This window comes from Pseudomonas sp. Tof1 (assembly GCF_055390395.1).
On sequence record NZ_AP024344.1, the window covers coordinates 2,786,140 to 2,801,369 of the forward strand.

Consider the following 15,230-nt stretch of genomic DNA (forward strand, 5'->3'; position numbering starts at 1 on the left):
AAATGAGCGATACCGACCGTTTGATCAAGGTGTTCTCGACGACTGTGGGCCGGGAACTGAGCCGCGAGGAGCTGACGGGGGGCAATCTCATCAGCAGCCTGGGGTTGAACTCGATCGATGCCCTGCAGTTGCTGATCCAGGTGGAGACCGAGTTCGGTTTCAACATCGAGGACGAGGAACTTTCCATCGACCTGGTCGATTCGCTCGAACGTCTGGAAACCTTTGTTGCCAGCAAGCAGCCGGCGAGGACTGCCTGATGTCGCCCATTTGGACTGACGCCGGGCCTGCCCGGCGCGATGTCGGATCTCGATCTATGGAGGCCGCCGCGTGAGAGACTCCAGACAGATGCAAGAGACGTTCGCCAATCGCCCAGGCACCAATGATCAGTTGCCCTGGCTCAACCAACTGAGCCGCCAGCGGCTGGCCGGGCCGGCAATGGAAAACAATCGGCGCATGACGCTCGACGAAGGCCAGAGCACGTTATGCGTGCACGCCGGAACCTATGAGGACCCGGTTACCGGGGCCGTCGGGACGCCGATTTTCTCCAGTTCCACCTTTCGCTTCAGCCAGACGACCTACGAGTCGTTCCTGGAGGGTTATGTCCGGGACATCCCGACCTACAGCCGTTACGGCAACCCCGGGCAGTGGTCGGTGCAGTTGAAGGTGGCCACGCTGGAGCGTGCCGAGAGTGCGCTGGTGCTGTCATCGGGTATGGCCGCCATCGCCTGCACGCTGTTCGCCCTGACCAACCGCAACGGCCACATCATTTCCTCCCATGACCTCTATGGCGGCAGCTACAACTTGCTGCATGCCGACATCAGCCAGGCCGGTCGTTCGGTCAGTTACGTCGACCCGCTGGACCTGGAGCAGATTCGCCAGGCGATCGGCCCCCAGACCCAACTGGTGTTCTTCGAGCTGATGTCCAACCCGCTGATGAAGGCCATTGACCTGAAGGCGATTGCGGCCTTGTGCCAGGAGCACAATATCCTGCTGGTCGTGGACAACACCTTCCTCACGCCCATCAGTTGCCGGCCACTGGAGTGGGGCGCCGATGTGGTGATCCATTCGGCCACCAAGTATCTCAACGGGCACAGTGATACCACCTGCGGGGCGGTGGCCGGCAGTCGCAAGCTGGTCGATCGCATCTGGGCGCAGATGCTGCGCTTTGGCGGCAACCTCGACCCGTTCGTGTGCTTCCTGTTCGAGCGGGGCATGAAGACCCTGGCGTTGCGCATGCAGGCGCATGCCGAGGGCGCCAGGCAGGTCACCCGCTTCCTGGAGTCGCACCCGCGGGTCAAGGCTGTGTATTCGATCTACGCGCAGGACTATGCCCATCGGCACCTGTTCGACTACGCCGGTGAAGCGGTGAGCGGCATGCTCGGTTTCGAGGTCGAGGGTGGCGATGCCGCGGCCCTGCAATTGCTCGAACACCTGAAACTGATCACCAGCGCCACCAGCCTGGGTGGCATCGAGTCGTTGATCAGCCTGCCGTTTAACACTTCGCACAGCGGCCTGACCCGCGAGCAGCAGGAGCGCATTGGCATCAGGCCGGGGTTGATACGCCTGTCGGTTGGAATCGAGGATGCGCAGGATCTGTGCGCGGACCTCGAGCAAGCGCTGCAAAAAGTCTACTGGCAGGAGCCCGGCGTATGAGAAACGGCATGAACATTTCGGGCTTCAGCGAGATCGTCCACGAGGTCCAGCGGGAGCCGCAGCAGGCGCTGTTTCGCTATGGCGCCTATGCCCGTTGCTCGCCCACCGGCGACATGCTGGCCGGCGTGCACTCTGCAACCATCGGGACGCTCAGGGCGCCGCGCTGTTTCGAAGTCCCCGTGCGCCCAGGGTCGTCACTGGCGGCCCATGGCATGCTGGAGGCAGCGACCCCGCGAGAGCTGGCACTGATCGCCTTGTCCGGCTGTTTCCTGGTTTCCGCAGTCTCCGGGTTCTCGGCCCGGCGCACCACGGTGGGTCACCTGTCGATGACCACCCGGGCGTCCATGACCGAAGGCGACACGCTGGCCCCGCAGGTCCGGTACCAGATCCGCTCGATGATCGACAAGAAAATCAGCGAGGTGGTGGACGTGATCGAAGCGGTCAAGTCGCACAGCCCGAACCACCAGAGTTTCGTCCAGCCCTTGCCGCTTTCGGTCACCGTGAGCGCGGCGGGCGAACCGTTGCTGGACCTGCAGTTCCCTGCCCAGGCTGAGGCCGGGGCGTCCCTGGATCAGCCACAGAAGCTCGCGCTCGATTGCCAGTGGCTGTACGGCACTCAATTGCGCGCCGACTTCCAGCGACAGGATGCCGGTGACCGCCGCAGTTTCCTCATCGACCAGCCCAAGCAACTGGCCGGTATCGACTGCGGCCCCAACCCCCAGGAATACCTGCTGATGGCGATCGCCGCGGACGTGCTGCAGCAGTTGGCCACGCGTTTCCCACTGCCCGAGACCGCCACGCTCGATGCCCGGGCCATGGTGGACATTCGTGGCATGTGTGACGTCGCTCCGACGCCGGTTCATTTGCAGGACATTGAACTGAAGCTGTCACTGGGCAGTTGGGCGACGCCGCGTGTCGAGGAACTGGAGCAGGCTCTGGCACAGAGCATCGCCCAGTCGCAGGTCTGCGCGCTGATCCGGCGTCCGGTGCAGTTCGAGTTTCATATCGGTCATGACCTGCAGGCCCAGACACGGGAGGTGGTCAGTGCCCAATGACACCACGTTGTGCTTCTGCACGCTGGCGGTGCCGGACCTGGTCGCCGCCGAAGCCTTCTACGTCGACGTGCTGGGCCTGAGTGTCAGTCGTCGGTATGCGGCAACGGTCTGGATCAGCCTGGATGTCGATGAACAACGCGGTGCGGGCCTTGGGCTGATCGAGGACCCGGCCATGGCCAGGCCCTCGACGAAAACGATGATCGACCTGCAGGTCACTGACCTGGACCAGATCTTCAATCGCCTGGCCACACGGGTCGAGGTGATCGAACCGCCTGTACGCACCGGCTGGGGTAGCTACAAGGCGACCATCCAGGACCCGTTCGGCAATCGCCTGGGGCTGGTGGCGCGCGGCTGATCGGCGCGCCACCCAACTGATGAGCTGGCAAGGAGTAGGCATGCTCAAACGATTTGGTTGTATGGATGTACCGGACTGTGTGAGCGGTGACGGTGGATACGTGACGGTGATCTCCGGCTTACCGCGTTCTGGCACCTCGATGATGATGCGTGCCCTGTTGTGTGCGGGCATGCCGGTGCTGACCGACAACGTTCGTCGACAGGACGATCGCAATCCCCACGGCTACTTCGAATGGGAAGCGGTCAAGAACCGGGATGGCTATCAGGCCTGGATGGCCCAGGCCAGGGGCCGGGCCGTCAAGTTGGTGTCGCGTTTCCTCCCGCACCTGCCGGCCACCCATGGTTACCGGGTGGTATTCATGCACCGGCAACTGGAGGCAGTGATTCGCTCACAGGGCGATATGGCCCGGCACCACAGCGGCCAGGAGTGGAACGAGGAGGAGGGCCAGGCCCTGTTCCGCCTGTATGCCGAACATGTACCGAATGTACTGCGCTGGGTCCGCTCGCGTCCGAACATGCGCCTGCTCGAAGTGGATTACGACCAGGTGCTGCATGATCCCCTGGGCAGTTTCGGTGCGGTTGCGCGGTTCCTGGCACCGACTTCACTGGATGTCGGTGCCATGGCTGCAACGGTGGACGCCGGCTTGAACCACCAGGCAATGGAGGTGCGTGCCCATGGCTAACCTACCTGTTCAGGCCGTGATCTTCGATCTCGATGGCACCCTCATTGACAGCAAGCAGGTGATCGCCGAGGCCTACCATGCCGCTCATGCCGAGGTACTGGGAGCGGACGCCGTACCACCGCCGTTCAGTGAGTACTGTCGGTACCTGGGGCGCAGCTTCCCGGAAATCATGCGGCAGATGGGACTGCCGCTGGCCATGCACCCGGTGTTCATGCGCGAGAGTAATGCGCGCATGCACCGCATCCAGGTGTTCGACGGGGTCAGGGCACTGCTCGCCACCCTGCATGAACGTCAGGTGCCGATGGCCATCGCCACCGGCAAGGACCATGCGCGGACTGAGGCGATTCTCGGCAGCCTGGGGTTGCTCAAGTACTTCGGCGCCGTTGTCGGCAGCGATGATGTCGCTCGACCCAAGCCGGCGGCCGACATGGCGTTGAAGATCGTCCAGGCGCTGGCGTTGCGCCCGGCAACGACCCTCTTCGTCGGCGATGCCGTGGCGGACCTGCAGTGCGGCCGCAGCGCCGGCATGCAGACGGCGCTCGCGCTCTGGGACAACCCGGTCGAGGAGGTCCGCGCCCACCCCTGCGACCACCATCTGGTGGAGCCGGGACAATTGCTGAACCTGCTGGAGGTAGGCCGGCATGCCGACGTTGCTACTGCTTAACGGTCCGAACCTGGGGCGCCTCGGCCTGCGCAAGCCGCAGGTCTATGGGCATCGCACGCTGGCGGACATCACCGACGAGGTGACGACGGTCGCGGCGGCGCATGGCTGGACGGTTCGTGCGCTGCAAAGCAACCACGAAGGCGAGTTGATCGACTTTATCGAGGCCAATCACACGGCCGAGGCCATGGTGATCAACCCCGGTGCGCTGATGATGGCCGGCTGGGCGTTACGCGATGCACTGGAGGACTATCCCGGGCGCTGGATGGAGGTGCATATCTCCAATCTGTTCGGCCGTGAAGCGTTTCGTCACGCTTCGGTCACGGCCCCGCTGTGCCACGGGTTCATTGCCGGCATGGGCACCGATGCCTATGCGACGGCGGCCGCACTGCTGATCGAGAAATACCATGGATGAACGACAAGGGACGCTTCCCGAGCACGTACAACTGCTGGCTGACGTCTTGCGCCTGTGTGCCGAACTCCTGGCAGTGCCAAGCGAGACGCTGTCGGCGCAGCACAACTTCTTCGAACTGGGCGGTAACTCGCTCAAGGCGCTGCAACTGTGCGCGCTGCTGGAACAGCGCTATCCCCAGTTGGCTGGCGAGAGCGGCATCGAGCTGACACGAGTGACCAGCAGTGCCGACCTGCATAGCTTCGCCGGCGCCTTGCTGGACGACAGCCGGCAGTTCAGGGGCATGACGGAGGGGGAGCTGTGAGCCAGTCGATCGTCAGCCTGATCGAACACTGCGAGGCCTGCGGCGTGCACCTGTATGAAGAGGCCGGTGCGCTCAGGTACTACAGTGAGCAACCCGAGCTGCCCGATCACATTCGTGAGGCCGCCCGGCGCGAAAAAACGCGCTTGCTCGACCATCTTGCCCAGCCCGACCCGTTGGCCAGCGAACTGTCCGGCCTGCGCCAGGCCTATTGGCTGGGTGAGCACTCGGCGTTTTCCGAGGGGGGAGCGGCTTATCTGCACCTGGTGTATGCCGGTGATATCCCGAGGCAGGAGACCCTGCAAGAGGCCCTGCGACGGCTCGTGTTGCTGCACCCGATCCTGGGTTACACGCTGGATGCCGAGGTGCCACGTTTCAAGCTCATGCAGGTCGGGCCAGGCGTCGTGGAGCGTGTGCAGGCCCATGCCGGGCATCCCCACGCAGCTGCGCGGCGCTGGGGGAGGGGCTGCCGGTGGCGGCGCTGTCGGCCGGGCGCGCCCTGGTTCGCCTGGTCCTGGTCGAGGGGCAGGGGCAGCGGTGCCTGCATGTGGTCTACCGGCTGGCACTGTTCGATGCGCCGAGCGTGCAGATCTTCATCAACGATCTGGCAGCGCTGCTCCGAGACCCTGAATACAGGCCCCACGTGTCAGCCGGCTATCGGTCCGAGGTGGTGGCGCAGCGGGTCCGTGTGCAGCGCCTGGCCCGTTTCAAGGCCCGGCATTACTGGCGCGAGCGGATTGCCACGCTGGCCGCCGGGCCTGACCTGCCCAGATCTTGCCGGCGTTCGCCGACCGTCAGGCCAGGGCGCTTCATCGAGCACCGGATGCCCTTGCAGGCCGCCCAGGTGCAGGCGCTGCGGGCCCAGGCCCGGGCGCATCATGTTTCACTCAACGCGGTGCTGCTCACGGCTTACCTGCAGACCTTGGCTCGCTGGTCCGGCGTGGCGTCGGTGACCAGCAGTGTGATGTACAGCAATCGGGCGGCGCTCGGGCAGGCGGTGCAAAGGTGCCTTGGCAATCATTCCGACACGGTGCTCATCGATCTGCCCGCCACGCAGTTGCCATTTGGCGAACGGGTGCGGTTGTTGCAGCAAGACCTGCATGCGGCCATGCAGCACGGCGCCTACGACGGCACCAGCGCGGTACGCGAGTGGATCCGCCGGCATGACACCCGCAGCAGCAGCGCCGAGCCTCCAATGCCCTACGTGTTCTCTTCGCTGCTGGACATGCAACTGGCACCACCGGCGTTCGAGCAGGTCGATCACGCCATGATGACCCCGCAGATCTGGATCGATGCGCAGGCATTCGAGCAGGACTCGGTCCTCTGGCTGACCTGGGACGAGCGCGAGGGCGTCTTCGAGCAGGGCGTGATCGCCGAGGCGTTCCAGGCCTATTGTGATCACCTGCTGTACCTGGCGACCGACAGCGCGGCCTGGGGGGACGTCGAGATGCGCCTGCCTGCCGTGTTGCAGGAGCGGCTCCTGGCGTTCAACCGGACCGAGCGCGTATTTGCCCCCATGACCCTCTGGGAAGGGCTGCTGCACCAGGCCCGGGAGTGTCCCGATGCACCGGCGGTGATAGATGCGCAGGGCAGCCTGGGCTTCGCACAGTTGTTGCGTCAGGCCAGCCTGCTGGCCTGTCACCTGAACGAGAACGGCGTGGGCCCTAGCGATCATGTGGTTATCCGCGGCAGTCACGACGTGGCGAATGTCGTGGCCATTTACGCCACGCTCATGGCTGGAGCCACTTACGTGCCGGTCAGCAAGCGTTCGCCGGTGAAACGGGTACGGGCGATGATCAGCCAGGCGGCGGCCACCACCGTCCTGGGTGATGACGATGACGATATTGCCGCGATCCTGGCCTCGCCGGTCAACTGGACCCTGAACTACCGCTCCTGGCTGCGCGGCGACGAGGCACAGGGAGACTTCATTGCGCCGACGTATCCGGCGGTGAACAGCAGCGTGGCCTACATCATGTTCACTTCCGGGACCACCGGGACGCCCAAGGGCGTGAGCATCACCCATCATGCGGCCGTCAATACCCTCCAGGATTGCCAGGCGCGCTGGGATATCGGTCACGGCGACCGGCTGTTCGGCGTCAGCGAGTTCAGTTTCGACCTGTCGGTCTTCGATCTCTTCATGCCGGCCCTCAGCGGCTGTGCGCTGGTGCTCGCGCAGGAGGGCCGCGAGGCCAATCCCCAGGGCTGGGTCGCCCTGGCGCGCGAGCACCGGGTGACTGTGTGGAACTCGGTACCGGCGATCATGGAGATGCTGCTCGACTACGCCCAGGCCATGGCGCTGGGGGCGCCGGCGCCCAGCGTACGCTTGTGGATGGCCAGCGGCGACTGGATCGGCCTCGGCTTGCCCGGGCGATTGCGCCAGTGTGCGCCACAGTCGCGCTTCATCGCCTTGGGCGGTGCCACTGAAGCGGCGATCTGGTCGAACAGCTTCGAGGTTCATGCCGTGGACCCGGCGTGGCCGAGTATTCCCTATGGCCGACCCTTGGCCAACCAGCGTTTCTACATTCTCGATGCATTGGGACGCTGCTGCCCGCCTGCCGTCAAGGGCATGCTGTTCATCGCCGGGCAGGGCCTGGCCACTGGCTACGTGCAGGACCAGCCACGTACCGATCAAGTGTTCACACAGCACTCGGGCCTGGGACAACGCCTTTATCGCACCGGGGATCTGGGGCGCCTGCGCATGGATGGAGAAATGGAATTGCTGGGACGCGAGGACCTGCAGGTCAAGCGCAATGGTTTTCGCATCGAACTGGCGGAGATCGAGGCGGTATTCTGCCGAGCCGACGGGGTACGCCAGGCTGTGGCATGCCTCGACCCCAACGGTGGGCTCACGTTGTTCGTTGTTTCGGAGCACGGATCGGCGGTGGACACGCAGGCCCTGCGGCATTTCGCTGGGCAGTACCTCAATGACTACATGCTGCCATCGCGCATGGTGCAATTGGCCCAGTTGCCGCTGACGGCCAATGGCAAGCTTGATCGCAAGAGCCTGGCCGGATTGGCTGCGCAGGCGGCAGACGCGGTAGAGACAGACCCAAGCTTCTGTCCCCAGCAAGAACTGGTGCTGCAATGCGTACGCCAGGTGTTGCCCGCGGTTCGCGACGCCCAGAGTAGCTGGTTCGAACTCGGGGCCACTTCCTTGCACGCGGTGCGCATCCTGCAGGCGCTCAATACGCAACTGGGCATGCAACTGAGCCTGGCTGATCTCTATGCCCATCCCAGCGTTTCGGCCTGCTGGGCCACCTGCAGGCAGTGGTTGGACGTTCGCGCAACCTGGTGCGCTTCAGTCACGACAACCAGCGTGCTCTGCTGGTGCTGGTACACCCGGTCGGTGGTGCGCTGTCCTGCTACCTGCCGCTGGTCGAGAGTTTGCGTGGCGTCTTCGATATTGCCGGTGTCTGCGCCGATGCTGAGCAGCACTTCGCTTCGATCGAGGAACAGGCCCGTGAGTATGTTCGACAACTGTGCCCACTGATCGTTGATTGCCGGCCGGTGGTGCTGGCCGGCTGGTCGTTTGGGGGAGTGGTGGCCGCGGAAATGGCGCGCCAGATGATCGGCATGCCCGAGGTTTCCCAGCGCCTGGCTGTCGTGACGATCGATGCGGGCGCCCGCGGCGGCGACGTTGCGGCATTCCCCCCGGACCTGTTGCAACAGCTGTTCCAGCAGGACCTGCAACAGACCCGGCAATGGCTGCTGGCGCCAGAGGAGGACGATACGCTGGTGGGGCGCGTGCTGGAGGAGCGTTTCACCTTGTTCTGCCGGCACTACGCGGCCCTGTTGGCCTACCGCTATGTACCCGTCGACTGCTACACCTGGCACCTGCGGGCCAGCGCGCAGAACCGCTCCAGCGGCCTGCAGCCACTGGCGCAGTTGAACCCGCAGGCCGGCTGCACGACGATCGACGCCGACCACTATGGGATGCTCGGTGGCGCTGCCATGCACGTTGTCATCACCACGTTGCGCCAGGCGCTCGAGGTCATCGCACCGTCGTCGAGGGAGGAGCTGACGGTATGATTGCCTGCCCGCTGGTACCTGTGGCGATGACGCTGCCAGGCCCAGGATGCGTCGACCTATGGCGCCTGTCCCTGTCCGAAGGGATGCATCGTCCTGCGCGTGCGCGTTATCTGCAGTGGCTCGGTCCTCAGGAGCAGGCCCGCTACCAGACCTGCGTCGACCTGGGTTGGCGCGAGCAGTTCCTGACCGGTCATGGCTGGCTCAGAGAGGTGCTGGCCCGCTACCTGGAATGTGAGCCGGCGCGCATCACCCTGGGGCAGGGACCGCATGGCAAACCCAGGCTGTTGGGACCCCAGGAGCCGTCGCTGCACTTCAACCTCTCGCATAGCCAGGGCTGGTTGGTGCTTGCCGTGTCGGCGAGCCCGGTCGGGGTGGATGTGGAGGTGCATCAGCCACGCGATGTCCAGGCACTGTGTCGGCGATTCTTCAGCGTTGGCGAGCAGCGGGCGTTGAGTCGGACCGCACCGTCCCGGCGCCTGGCGTATTTCTACCGGTTGTGGACCCTCAGGGAAGCCTGGGCCAAGGCCACCGGCCTGGGCATCTGCCAGCACTGGCGGCAGGTGCGGATCGCTCGAGGGCACGGCACGCGCAAGCGTTCCGAGCAGGCTTGCTGGCATTTGGCCGCGAGCGATTGCCTCGATGGCTATTCGCTGGCCGTGGCCGGCTGGTCGTCCCGAGCGATGAGGATTCGTACATTTGTTGACACAGCGCTGGCGGGCTACGGCTTATGCCGGGACAATCCACGCTGGCTCGAGCACCATCCGGGTGACGATGAGACGGGCCACATGAGATACACCAATCAAGGAGTGACACTGTGAAATTTGGATACACGATCGTTTATGTCCCTGATGTCGCTGCGACCCTGGCGTTTTTCGGCGAGGCCTTCGGCCTGGCCACGCGCTTTCTCGATGACTCCGGTGACTATGGCGAGCTGGAGACCGGGGCGACGACCCTGGCCTTTGCCAGCCGGGAACTGGCCGACTCCAACTGCGAGGGCGGCTACCACTTCTGTGAACCGAAGCATAAACCGCTGGGTATCGAGATCGCGCTGGTGACCGACGATGTCCAGGCTGCCCACCACAAGGCCCTGGCGGCCGGTGCCAGCGAGCATGCGGCGGTCACCCGCAAACCCTGGGGGCAGGTGGTGTCGTACGTACGCTGCCCGAGCGGCACCCTGATCGAACTGTGCTCGCCCGTGGGTCAGTGAGCGCTACGTCCAAGGAGGAGTCAGACATGCAAGGAAACCGATCATGACGCGTCAGAGCGATGAAGCCGTTGCGGCGCTGCTGCATGACCTGGCCACGACTCACGAGTCCATGTTGGAGATCGTCCAGCGGGTGCGTACGGTGGTGGAGGAGGTGGCCGGGACCGTGTCCGAAATGGTCAAGTATGGCGGCATCATCTTTTCCCATGCGGCGCCGTTCTGCGGCGTCTATGCCTACCAGGAACACGTGTCTGTGGAGTTTGGCCAGGGCTACACCTTCCAGGACCCGCACGGGGTGCTCGAAGGCGGTGGCAAGTTTCGTCGCCACATCAAACTGCGCAGCGTGGCCGACGTGCAGGACAAGCACCTCGGTGACTACGTGAAGCAGGCGCTTTCCTAGCGTCGAACCGAGTTCGACAACCACTGAACGTTGAACCCAGCGGGGGATGAAAATCCCCCGTCGGGGAGGCTTTTGCCCAGGAAAACCCAAGACATGAATAAATCAATGAACGATCCAAGCTTCTACGGGGAAACCCTGGCTCCGGTCTACGACGAGTTGTATGGCGAAGCGGCGGACAATGCCATCGATACGCTGGTCGAGCTGTGCACAGGGCAGGGACCTGTCCTGGAACTGGGCATCGGCACCGGGCGCTTTGCCTTGCCGATGCGCGAGCGTGGCGTAGACGTGCACGGGGTCGACGCCTCGCCAGCGATGCTCGACAAGCTGCGCCTGAAACCCGGTGGTAACGCGGTACCGACGACCCTGGCCGATTTTTCAACCCTCGAAGGTGTTGGCGGCGGCCCCTTCCAGATGGCGTTCTGTACGTTCAGCTCGCTTTTCCTGCTGTTGTCCCAGGATGACCAGGTCAACTGCTTCCAGGCAGCCAGCGGTCTGCTCAAGCCTGGTGGGCGGCTGGTGATCGAGGCCTTCAACCCCGACCTGAGCCGTTATGGCAAGGACCAGCCGGTGTATGTCGGTGGCCTGGAGCGCAATGAGGTGCTGCTGGAGGCCTCTCGCCTGGAGCCGATTGCTCAGCGCATCAGCTGTCGTTTCATCCGCCTGGATGGCCAGGGGACGCAGGTCATTCCGGTGGAGTTGCGCTACGCCTGGCCCGCCGAGCTCGATCTGATGGCGCGTCTGGCGGGACTGCGGCGGGTCCATCGGTGGGCCGGCTGGGACAGGAGCCCGTTCGTGGCCGGGGCCTTCAAGCATATCTCGGTCTTCGAAAAACCCTTTACCCCTTGACGCAGCCCAGTGCGCAGGAGCTCCAGCATGGATGTCCAGGAAACCGAGGTGAGCGCCCAGGCGTTCGCCAGCACACGCCAGCGCATGTTGGCGGGCCAGTGGTTCCACTCGCCCAGCCTTGATCTGACCCGCCTGCATCTGCGGGCCCAGGGGCTGATTCAGCGTTTCAACCAGGCCAGCCCCTCGGCGTACGACGAGCGGCAGGCGCTGCTCGCGCAACTGCTGGGCCGCTTCGGCCAGGGCAGCTGGATCGAGCCGGGGTTGCAGTGTGATTACGGCGCGCACATCGAGATCGGCGACGACGTGTACATCAACGTCAATTGCACGCTGCTCGATGGCAACCGGATCGAGATCGGTGATCGGGTCTACGTCTCGCCCAATGTGCAGATGATCACCACCCGTCACCCCGTGCACCCGGCACAACGCACCGTGGAGGTCGAGGGAGAACGCAAATGTGTGCTGCGAGCCGACCCGATCAGGGTGGGCAACGATGTCTGGATCGGCGCCGGCGCGATCCTGCTGGGCGGTGTCGAGGTGGGCGAGGGCAGCGTGATCGGCGCCGGCAGCGTCGTCACCCGTTCGATCGCACCGGGCGTCGTCGCTGCGGGCAATCCCTGCCGGGTCATCCGCTCGGCCTACGAATGAACGTACAGGAAATCTCAATGAGCAACGTGAAAGCGAGCGGCAACCTGCACCCTTGGCCGGAGGCGGCACTGGCGGGCAGCCACCTGCCCCTGTGCGTGTGGTTCACGGGTTTGTCCGGTTCGGGCAAGACCACATTGGCGCGGGGTATCGAGCAGCGCCTGTTGCAGTCAGGGGCACGTGCCCGAGTGCTCGATGGTGACGACCTGCGCGTCGGTCTCAATCGTGATCTGGGCTTCAGTGCCGGGGATCGCAAGGAGAATGTCAGGCGCCTGGGCGAGGTGGCCAGGCTGTTCCATGACAGCGGTTTCATTGTCCTGGTAAGCGCGATCTCGCCTTTTGCCGAGGATCGCCAGGCTGCCCGGGCGCTATTTGCAGCGGGGCGTTTCATTGAGGTGCATGTGGCCACGCCACTGCAAGTCTGCGAGTCACGTGACCCCAAGGGGCTGTATCAGCGCGCCCGTCGCGGTGACTTGCCCGGTTTTACCGGAATAGACAGCGCCTACGAACCGCCACGTGACTGCGAGTGTGTTGTGCAGAGTGAGCGGTGTACGGTCGATGAGGGCGTCCTGCAGGTACTCGCCATCATCGAGCGTTGCTGTTCCCCGGCCCCCGTTGGCGAAAGGAAAGGTGCCTGATGATGTCCGGAGAAAAATTCGAGCTCCTGCTCAAACGCTACCGCCATGTGTTGTTCCTGGCGGTCACCGTGCTGGTGCTGGCGATGTCGTGGGGGATGACGCAAATACGGTTCGCTGCCGACTATCGATCGTTCTTTCCGGAGGGCGAGAAAACCGTCGAACAACTGGATGCCTTGCATCGTCAATTCGGCAAGTCCGACACGCTCCTGTTCGTGATCAAGAACCCCGAGGGCAGCCTGTTCAACCGCCGAGACCTGGGGCAGTTGCATGCGCTGACTGAACAGGCCTGGATGATCCCGCACGCCTATCGTGTCGATTCGGTGACCAACTTCCAGCATGTCTTTGCCGAGGGCGATACGGTCCATGTCGATGAACTGGTACGTGAGCCGGCGGATCTGACGGACTCGCACATCGCCTTGATGGAGCGCCTTGGGCGCAACGACATTGAGTTGGTCAAGCGCCTGGTCTCGGCTGATGGCCAGACCGCTGGCGTGCTGGTCACGCTGCAGTTCCCGCCCCAGACCCTCGATGCGGCCATCGACGCGACCACCCGGGCGCGTACGATGGTCGATGCCTTCCGTCAGGCCAATCCCCATCTGCAGATCCACCTGACAGGACTGGCAGCCGTCGAAGCGGCGTACCCCGAAGCTTCGCAGCAGGACATGGCCGTCCTCACGCCGCTGATGTACGCAATCATCCTGCTGGCCAGTGTACTGATGTTGCGCAGTCTGGGTGCCTTGCTGGTGGTGTTGGTGGCGATCACCATGGCCACTGCCGCGACCCTGGGCGCCAGCGGCTGGCTTGGATTCGAGGCCACGGCGCTGACCGGGCTGCTGCCAACCATCGTGCTGGCCACGTCGGTGGCGGAGATCATGCATATGATTTCGGCCGCTCGACAGAAGAGTGGCCAGTACGGAAACCGCCGTGTGGACCTGGCCTGCGCGGCCATTCGTGAGACGGTCAAGCCGATTGCCATCGGTACCGCGACCAACGCCGTCGGGTTCTACTCGTTGGTGTTTGCCGCCTCACCGCCCTACAAGGAGTTCGGGGTGCTGGCCGCGATCGGTGCGGTGATGGCCCTGGTCGTCTCGGTTGCGGTCTCGGCGGTCCTGATTCCGTTGTTGCGCCTCAAGCCGCTCGAGGGGGCCGCCAGCCGTCGCTACTACTTGTACATGGAGCCTTTGCTGCGTCGGCCCAAGCTGTGGTTGCTCGGCTTCGTGGCCGTGTTCCTGCTGGCGCTTGGTCCGGCCAGCAAGAACCTGATCAACGACCGGATCGTCGAGAACTTCGATACCAGCATCCCGGTGCGCACTGCGACCGAATTCGCCATGGACAACCTCTCGGGTATCTATCGCCTGGAGTATGTCGCCACGTCCAGTCGCGGGGACATTTCCGACCCCCGTTTCCTGGCCGAGCTTGATCGTTTTGCCCAGTGGTTGCGCACGCAGAAAGAGGTCGACTCGGTCACCACCCTCAGCGATGCCATCAAGAAGCTCAACCAGACCATGGACGGTGGGCGCGCCGAGGCGTACCGACTGCCGCAGGACCCGGCGCTCGCAGCGCAGATGCTGCTGGTCTACGAGATGTCACTGCCGTTTGGCCTGGACCTGAGCAACCAGATCAACATCGACAAGTCGGCCACGCGGGTGGTCATTACATTGACGCGCCTGGATACCCAGCAGATCCGCGATATCAAGGCCCGTGCCGACGCCTGGTGGAACACCCATGCCGACCGTACCGCCCTGGTACCGGGCGTGGGCACGGGCGAGGCGGTGGTCTTTGCCAACCTCACCCACATCAGTATCGAGTACATGGTCGATGGCCTGCTGTTCGAACTGGTGAGCATCACCTTGATGGTGGCCCTGTTCCTGCGCAATGTGCCGCTGGGGTTGATCAGCCTGCTGCCCAACGTGTTTCCGTTTTTCGTCATGTTCGGTCTCTGGGGGCTGATGCGGGGCGAGGTCAATACCGCCGCGATCAACGTCTGTGTCGTGGCCTACGGGCTGATTGTCGAGGCCACCATCCACCTGATGAGCCACTACAAGGCCCAGCGCCTGGAACATGGCCAGCCGCCGCGCGAGGCGCTGCGCTCGACCTATCAGCACGTACTGCCGTCGGTGTTCGCCAATGCCGTGATTCTGGCCTCGGGCTTCCTGGTCATGACGCTTTCGCCGTTCTCCATGAACGCCGATTTCGGCCTGCTGGCTGCCATCGCGATCTTCCTCGGCCTGATATTCGATGCGTTGTGCCTGCCATTGGTGCTGTTGACCTTTGATCGCTACCTCTGGGGACGAGCCGCAGCCGGGCTCGCTGTGCGCCAGGCATGAATCGTTCTCCCAGTCGCCACCCTAT

General features: G+C 64.0%; 17 protein-coding genes and 1 pseudogene. All 18 read left to right on the forward strand.

Translation table 11 applies throughout. The annotated features are described in order from the left end of the window. Positions 1–2 precede the first annotated feature (2 nt). The 18 genes and pseudogenes from ACZ5KU_RS12895 (at position 3) to ACZ5KU_RS12980 (ending at position 15,205) form a co-directional block, all read left to right on the forward strand. Positions 3–257: an acyl carrier protein gene (locus tag ACZ5KU_RS12895; protein WP_054057962.1), complete on the forward strand. Its 255-nt coding sequence runs from the start codon at positions 3–5 to the stop codon at positions 255–257. Positions 258–327: 70 nt separating this feature from the next. Further along, a complete protein-coding gene (locus tag ACZ5KU_RS12900) occupies positions 328–1,653 on the forward strand; it encodes a trans-sulfuration enzyme family protein (RefSeq protein ID WP_464737273.1) in 1,326 nt (441 codons plus the stop codon). Further along, positions 1,650–2,708 (forward strand): OsmC family protein, encoded by a 1,059-nt coding sequence (locus ACZ5KU_RS12905; RefSeq protein WP_054057964.1) that lies wholly within the window; start codon positions 1,650–1,652, stop codon positions 2,706–2,708. The genes ACZ5KU_RS12900 and ACZ5KU_RS12905 overlap by 4 nt, the downstream gene beginning before the upstream one ends. Next, positions 2,698–3,063: a VOC family protein gene (locus tag ACZ5KU_RS12910; RefSeq protein ID WP_464737274.1), complete on the forward strand. Its 366-nt coding sequence runs from the start codon at positions 2,698–2,700 to the stop codon at positions 3,061–3,063. Before ACZ5KU_RS12905 ends, ACZ5KU_RS12910 begins: the two co-directional genes overlap by 11 nt. 40 nt (positions 3,064–3,103) lie before the next feature. Next, entirely contained in the window at positions 3,104–3,745 is a 642-nt protein-coding gene (locus tag ACZ5KU_RS12915; protein WP_160319832.1) for a sulfotransferase domain-containing protein, read from the forward strand. Beyond that, positions 3,738–4,409 carry an HAD-IA family hydrolase gene (locus ACZ5KU_RS12920; RefSeq protein WP_081005938.1) on the forward strand — a complete coding sequence of 224 codons (672 nt, stop codon included), beginning with the start codon at positions 3,738–3,740 and terminating at the stop codon, positions 4,407–4,409. Before ACZ5KU_RS12915 ends, ACZ5KU_RS12920 begins: the two co-directional genes overlap by 8 nt. Next, on the forward strand, positions 4,387–4,821 hold the full coding sequence (locus tag ACZ5KU_RS12925) for a type II 3-dehydroquinate dehydratase (RefSeq protein ID WP_054057968.1): 435 nt from the start codon (positions 4,387–4,389) through the stop codon (positions 4,819–4,821). Before ACZ5KU_RS12920 ends, ACZ5KU_RS12925 begins: the two co-directional genes overlap by 23 nt. Beyond that, entirely contained in the window at positions 4,814–5,122 is a 309-nt protein-coding gene (locus ACZ5KU_RS12930) for an acyl carrier protein (protein WP_054057969.1), read from the forward strand. The genes ACZ5KU_RS12925 and ACZ5KU_RS12930 overlap by 8 nt, the downstream gene beginning before the upstream one ends. Beyond that, positions 5,119–5,274, forward strand: a pseudogene (locus ACZ5KU_RS12935) (hypothetical protein); the annotation flags it as partial. The gene ACZ5KU_RS12930 and the pseudogene ACZ5KU_RS12935, both read left to right, overlap by 4 nt. A 317-nt stretch (positions 5,275–5,591) precedes the next feature. Continuing rightward, positions 5,592–8,609: an amino acid adenylation domain-containing protein gene (locus ACZ5KU_RS12940; protein ID WP_464737275.1), complete on the forward strand. Its 3,018-nt coding sequence runs from the start codon at positions 5,592–5,594 to the stop codon at positions 8,607–8,609. Continuing rightward, positions 8,504–9,148, forward strand: a complete 645-nt coding sequence (locus tag ACZ5KU_RS12945) for an alpha/beta fold hydrolase (protein WP_464737276.1) — start codon at positions 8,504–8,506, stop codon at positions 9,146–9,148. Before ACZ5KU_RS12940 ends, ACZ5KU_RS12945 begins: the two co-directional genes overlap by 106 nt. Next, the gene (locus tag ACZ5KU_RS12950; protein ID WP_054059624.1) at positions 9,145–9,966 is read left to right on the forward strand and encodes a 4'-phosphopantetheinyl transferase family protein; all 822 of its coding nucleotides are present in this window, start codon (positions 9,145–9,147) and stop codon (positions 9,964–9,966) included. The genes ACZ5KU_RS12945 and ACZ5KU_RS12950 overlap by 4 nt, the downstream gene beginning before the upstream one ends. Next, positions 9,963–10,355: a VOC family protein gene (locus tag ACZ5KU_RS12955; protein WP_054059625.1), complete on the forward strand. Its 393-nt coding sequence runs from the start codon at positions 9,963–9,965 to the stop codon at positions 10,353–10,355. Before ACZ5KU_RS12950 ends, ACZ5KU_RS12955 begins: the two co-directional genes overlap by 4 nt. A gap of 43 nt (positions 10,356–10,398) precedes the next feature. Further along, entirely contained in the window at positions 10,399–10,752 is a 354-nt protein-coding gene (locus tag ACZ5KU_RS12960; protein WP_054059626.1) for a DUF1801 domain-containing protein, read from the forward strand. Between the two features lie 105 nt (positions 10,753–10,857). Continuing rightward, entirely contained in the window at positions 10,858–11,598 is a 741-nt protein-coding gene (locus ACZ5KU_RS12965; RefSeq protein ID WP_054062414.1) for a class I SAM-dependent methyltransferase, read from the forward strand. Between the two features lie 27 nt (positions 11,599–11,625). Next, positions 11,626–12,243, forward strand: a complete 618-nt coding sequence (locus tag ACZ5KU_RS12970; protein WP_054062413.1) for a sugar O-acetyltransferase — start codon at positions 11,626–11,628, stop codon at positions 12,241–12,243. Between the two features lie 17 nt (positions 12,244–12,260). After that, positions 12,261–12,878, forward strand: coding sequence for an adenylyl-sulfate kinase (gene cysC, locus ACZ5KU_RS12975; protein ID WP_054059629.1), 618 nt, complete (start codon positions 12,261–12,263; stop codon positions 12,876–12,878). A 2-nt stretch (positions 12,879–12,880) separates the two neighbouring features. Beyond that, the gene (locus ACZ5KU_RS12980; protein WP_464737277.1) at positions 12,881–15,205 is read left to right on the forward strand and encodes an efflux RND transporter permease subunit; all 2,325 of its coding nucleotides are present in this window, start codon (positions 12,881–12,883) and stop codon (positions 15,203–15,205) included. The last annotated feature ends 25 nt before the right edge of the window (positions 15,206–15,230 follow it).

Bases quoted from the DNA above. Each gene is read 5' to 3' on its own strand.
- ACZ5KU_RS12895 (WP_054057962.1), top strand. From the start codon at position 3: ATGAGCGATACCGACCGTTTGATCAAGGTGTTCTCGACGACTGTGGGC.
- ACZ5KU_RS12905 (WP_054057964.1), top strand. From the start codon at position 1,650: ATGAGAAACGGCATGAACATTTCGGGCTTCAGCGAGATCGTCCACGAG.
- ACZ5KU_RS12915 (WP_160319832.1), top strand. From the start codon at position 3,104: ATGCTCAAACGATTTGGTTGTATGGATGTACCGGACTGTGTGAGCGGT.
- ACZ5KU_RS12920 (WP_081005938.1), top strand. From the start codon at position 3,738: ATGGCTAACCTACCTGTTCAGGCCGTGATCTTCGATCTCGATGGCACC.
- ACZ5KU_RS12925 (WP_054057968.1), top strand. From the start codon at position 4,387: ATGCCGACGTTGCTACTGCTTAACGGTCCGAACCTGGGGCGCCTCGGC.
- ACZ5KU_RS12930 (WP_054057969.1), top strand. From the start codon at position 4,814: ATGGATGAACGACAAGGGACGCTTCCCGAGCACGTACAACTGCTGGCT.
- ACZ5KU_RS12950 (WP_054059624.1), top strand. From the start codon at position 9,145: ATGATTGCCTGCCCGCTGGTACCTGTGGCGATGACGCTGCCAGGCCCA.
- ACZ5KU_RS12960 (WP_054059626.1), top strand. From the start codon at position 10,399: ATGACGCGTCAGAGCGATGAAGCCGTTGCGGCGCTGCTGCATGACCTG.
- ACZ5KU_RS12965 (WP_054062414.1), top strand. From the start codon at position 10,858: ATGAACGATCCAAGCTTCTACGGGGAAACCCTGGCTCCGGTCTACGAC.
- ACZ5KU_RS12970 (WP_054062413.1), top strand. From the start codon at position 11,626: ATGGATGTCCAGGAAACCGAGGTGAGCGCCCAGGCGTTCGCCAGCACA.
- cysC (WP_054059629.1), top strand. From the start codon at position 12,261: ATGAGCAACGTGAAAGCGAGCGGCAACCTGCACCCTTGGCCGGAGGCG.
- ACZ5KU_RS12980 (WP_464737277.1), top strand. From the start codon at position 12,881: ATGTCCGGAGAAAAATTCGAGCTCCTGCTCAAACGCTACCGCCATGTG.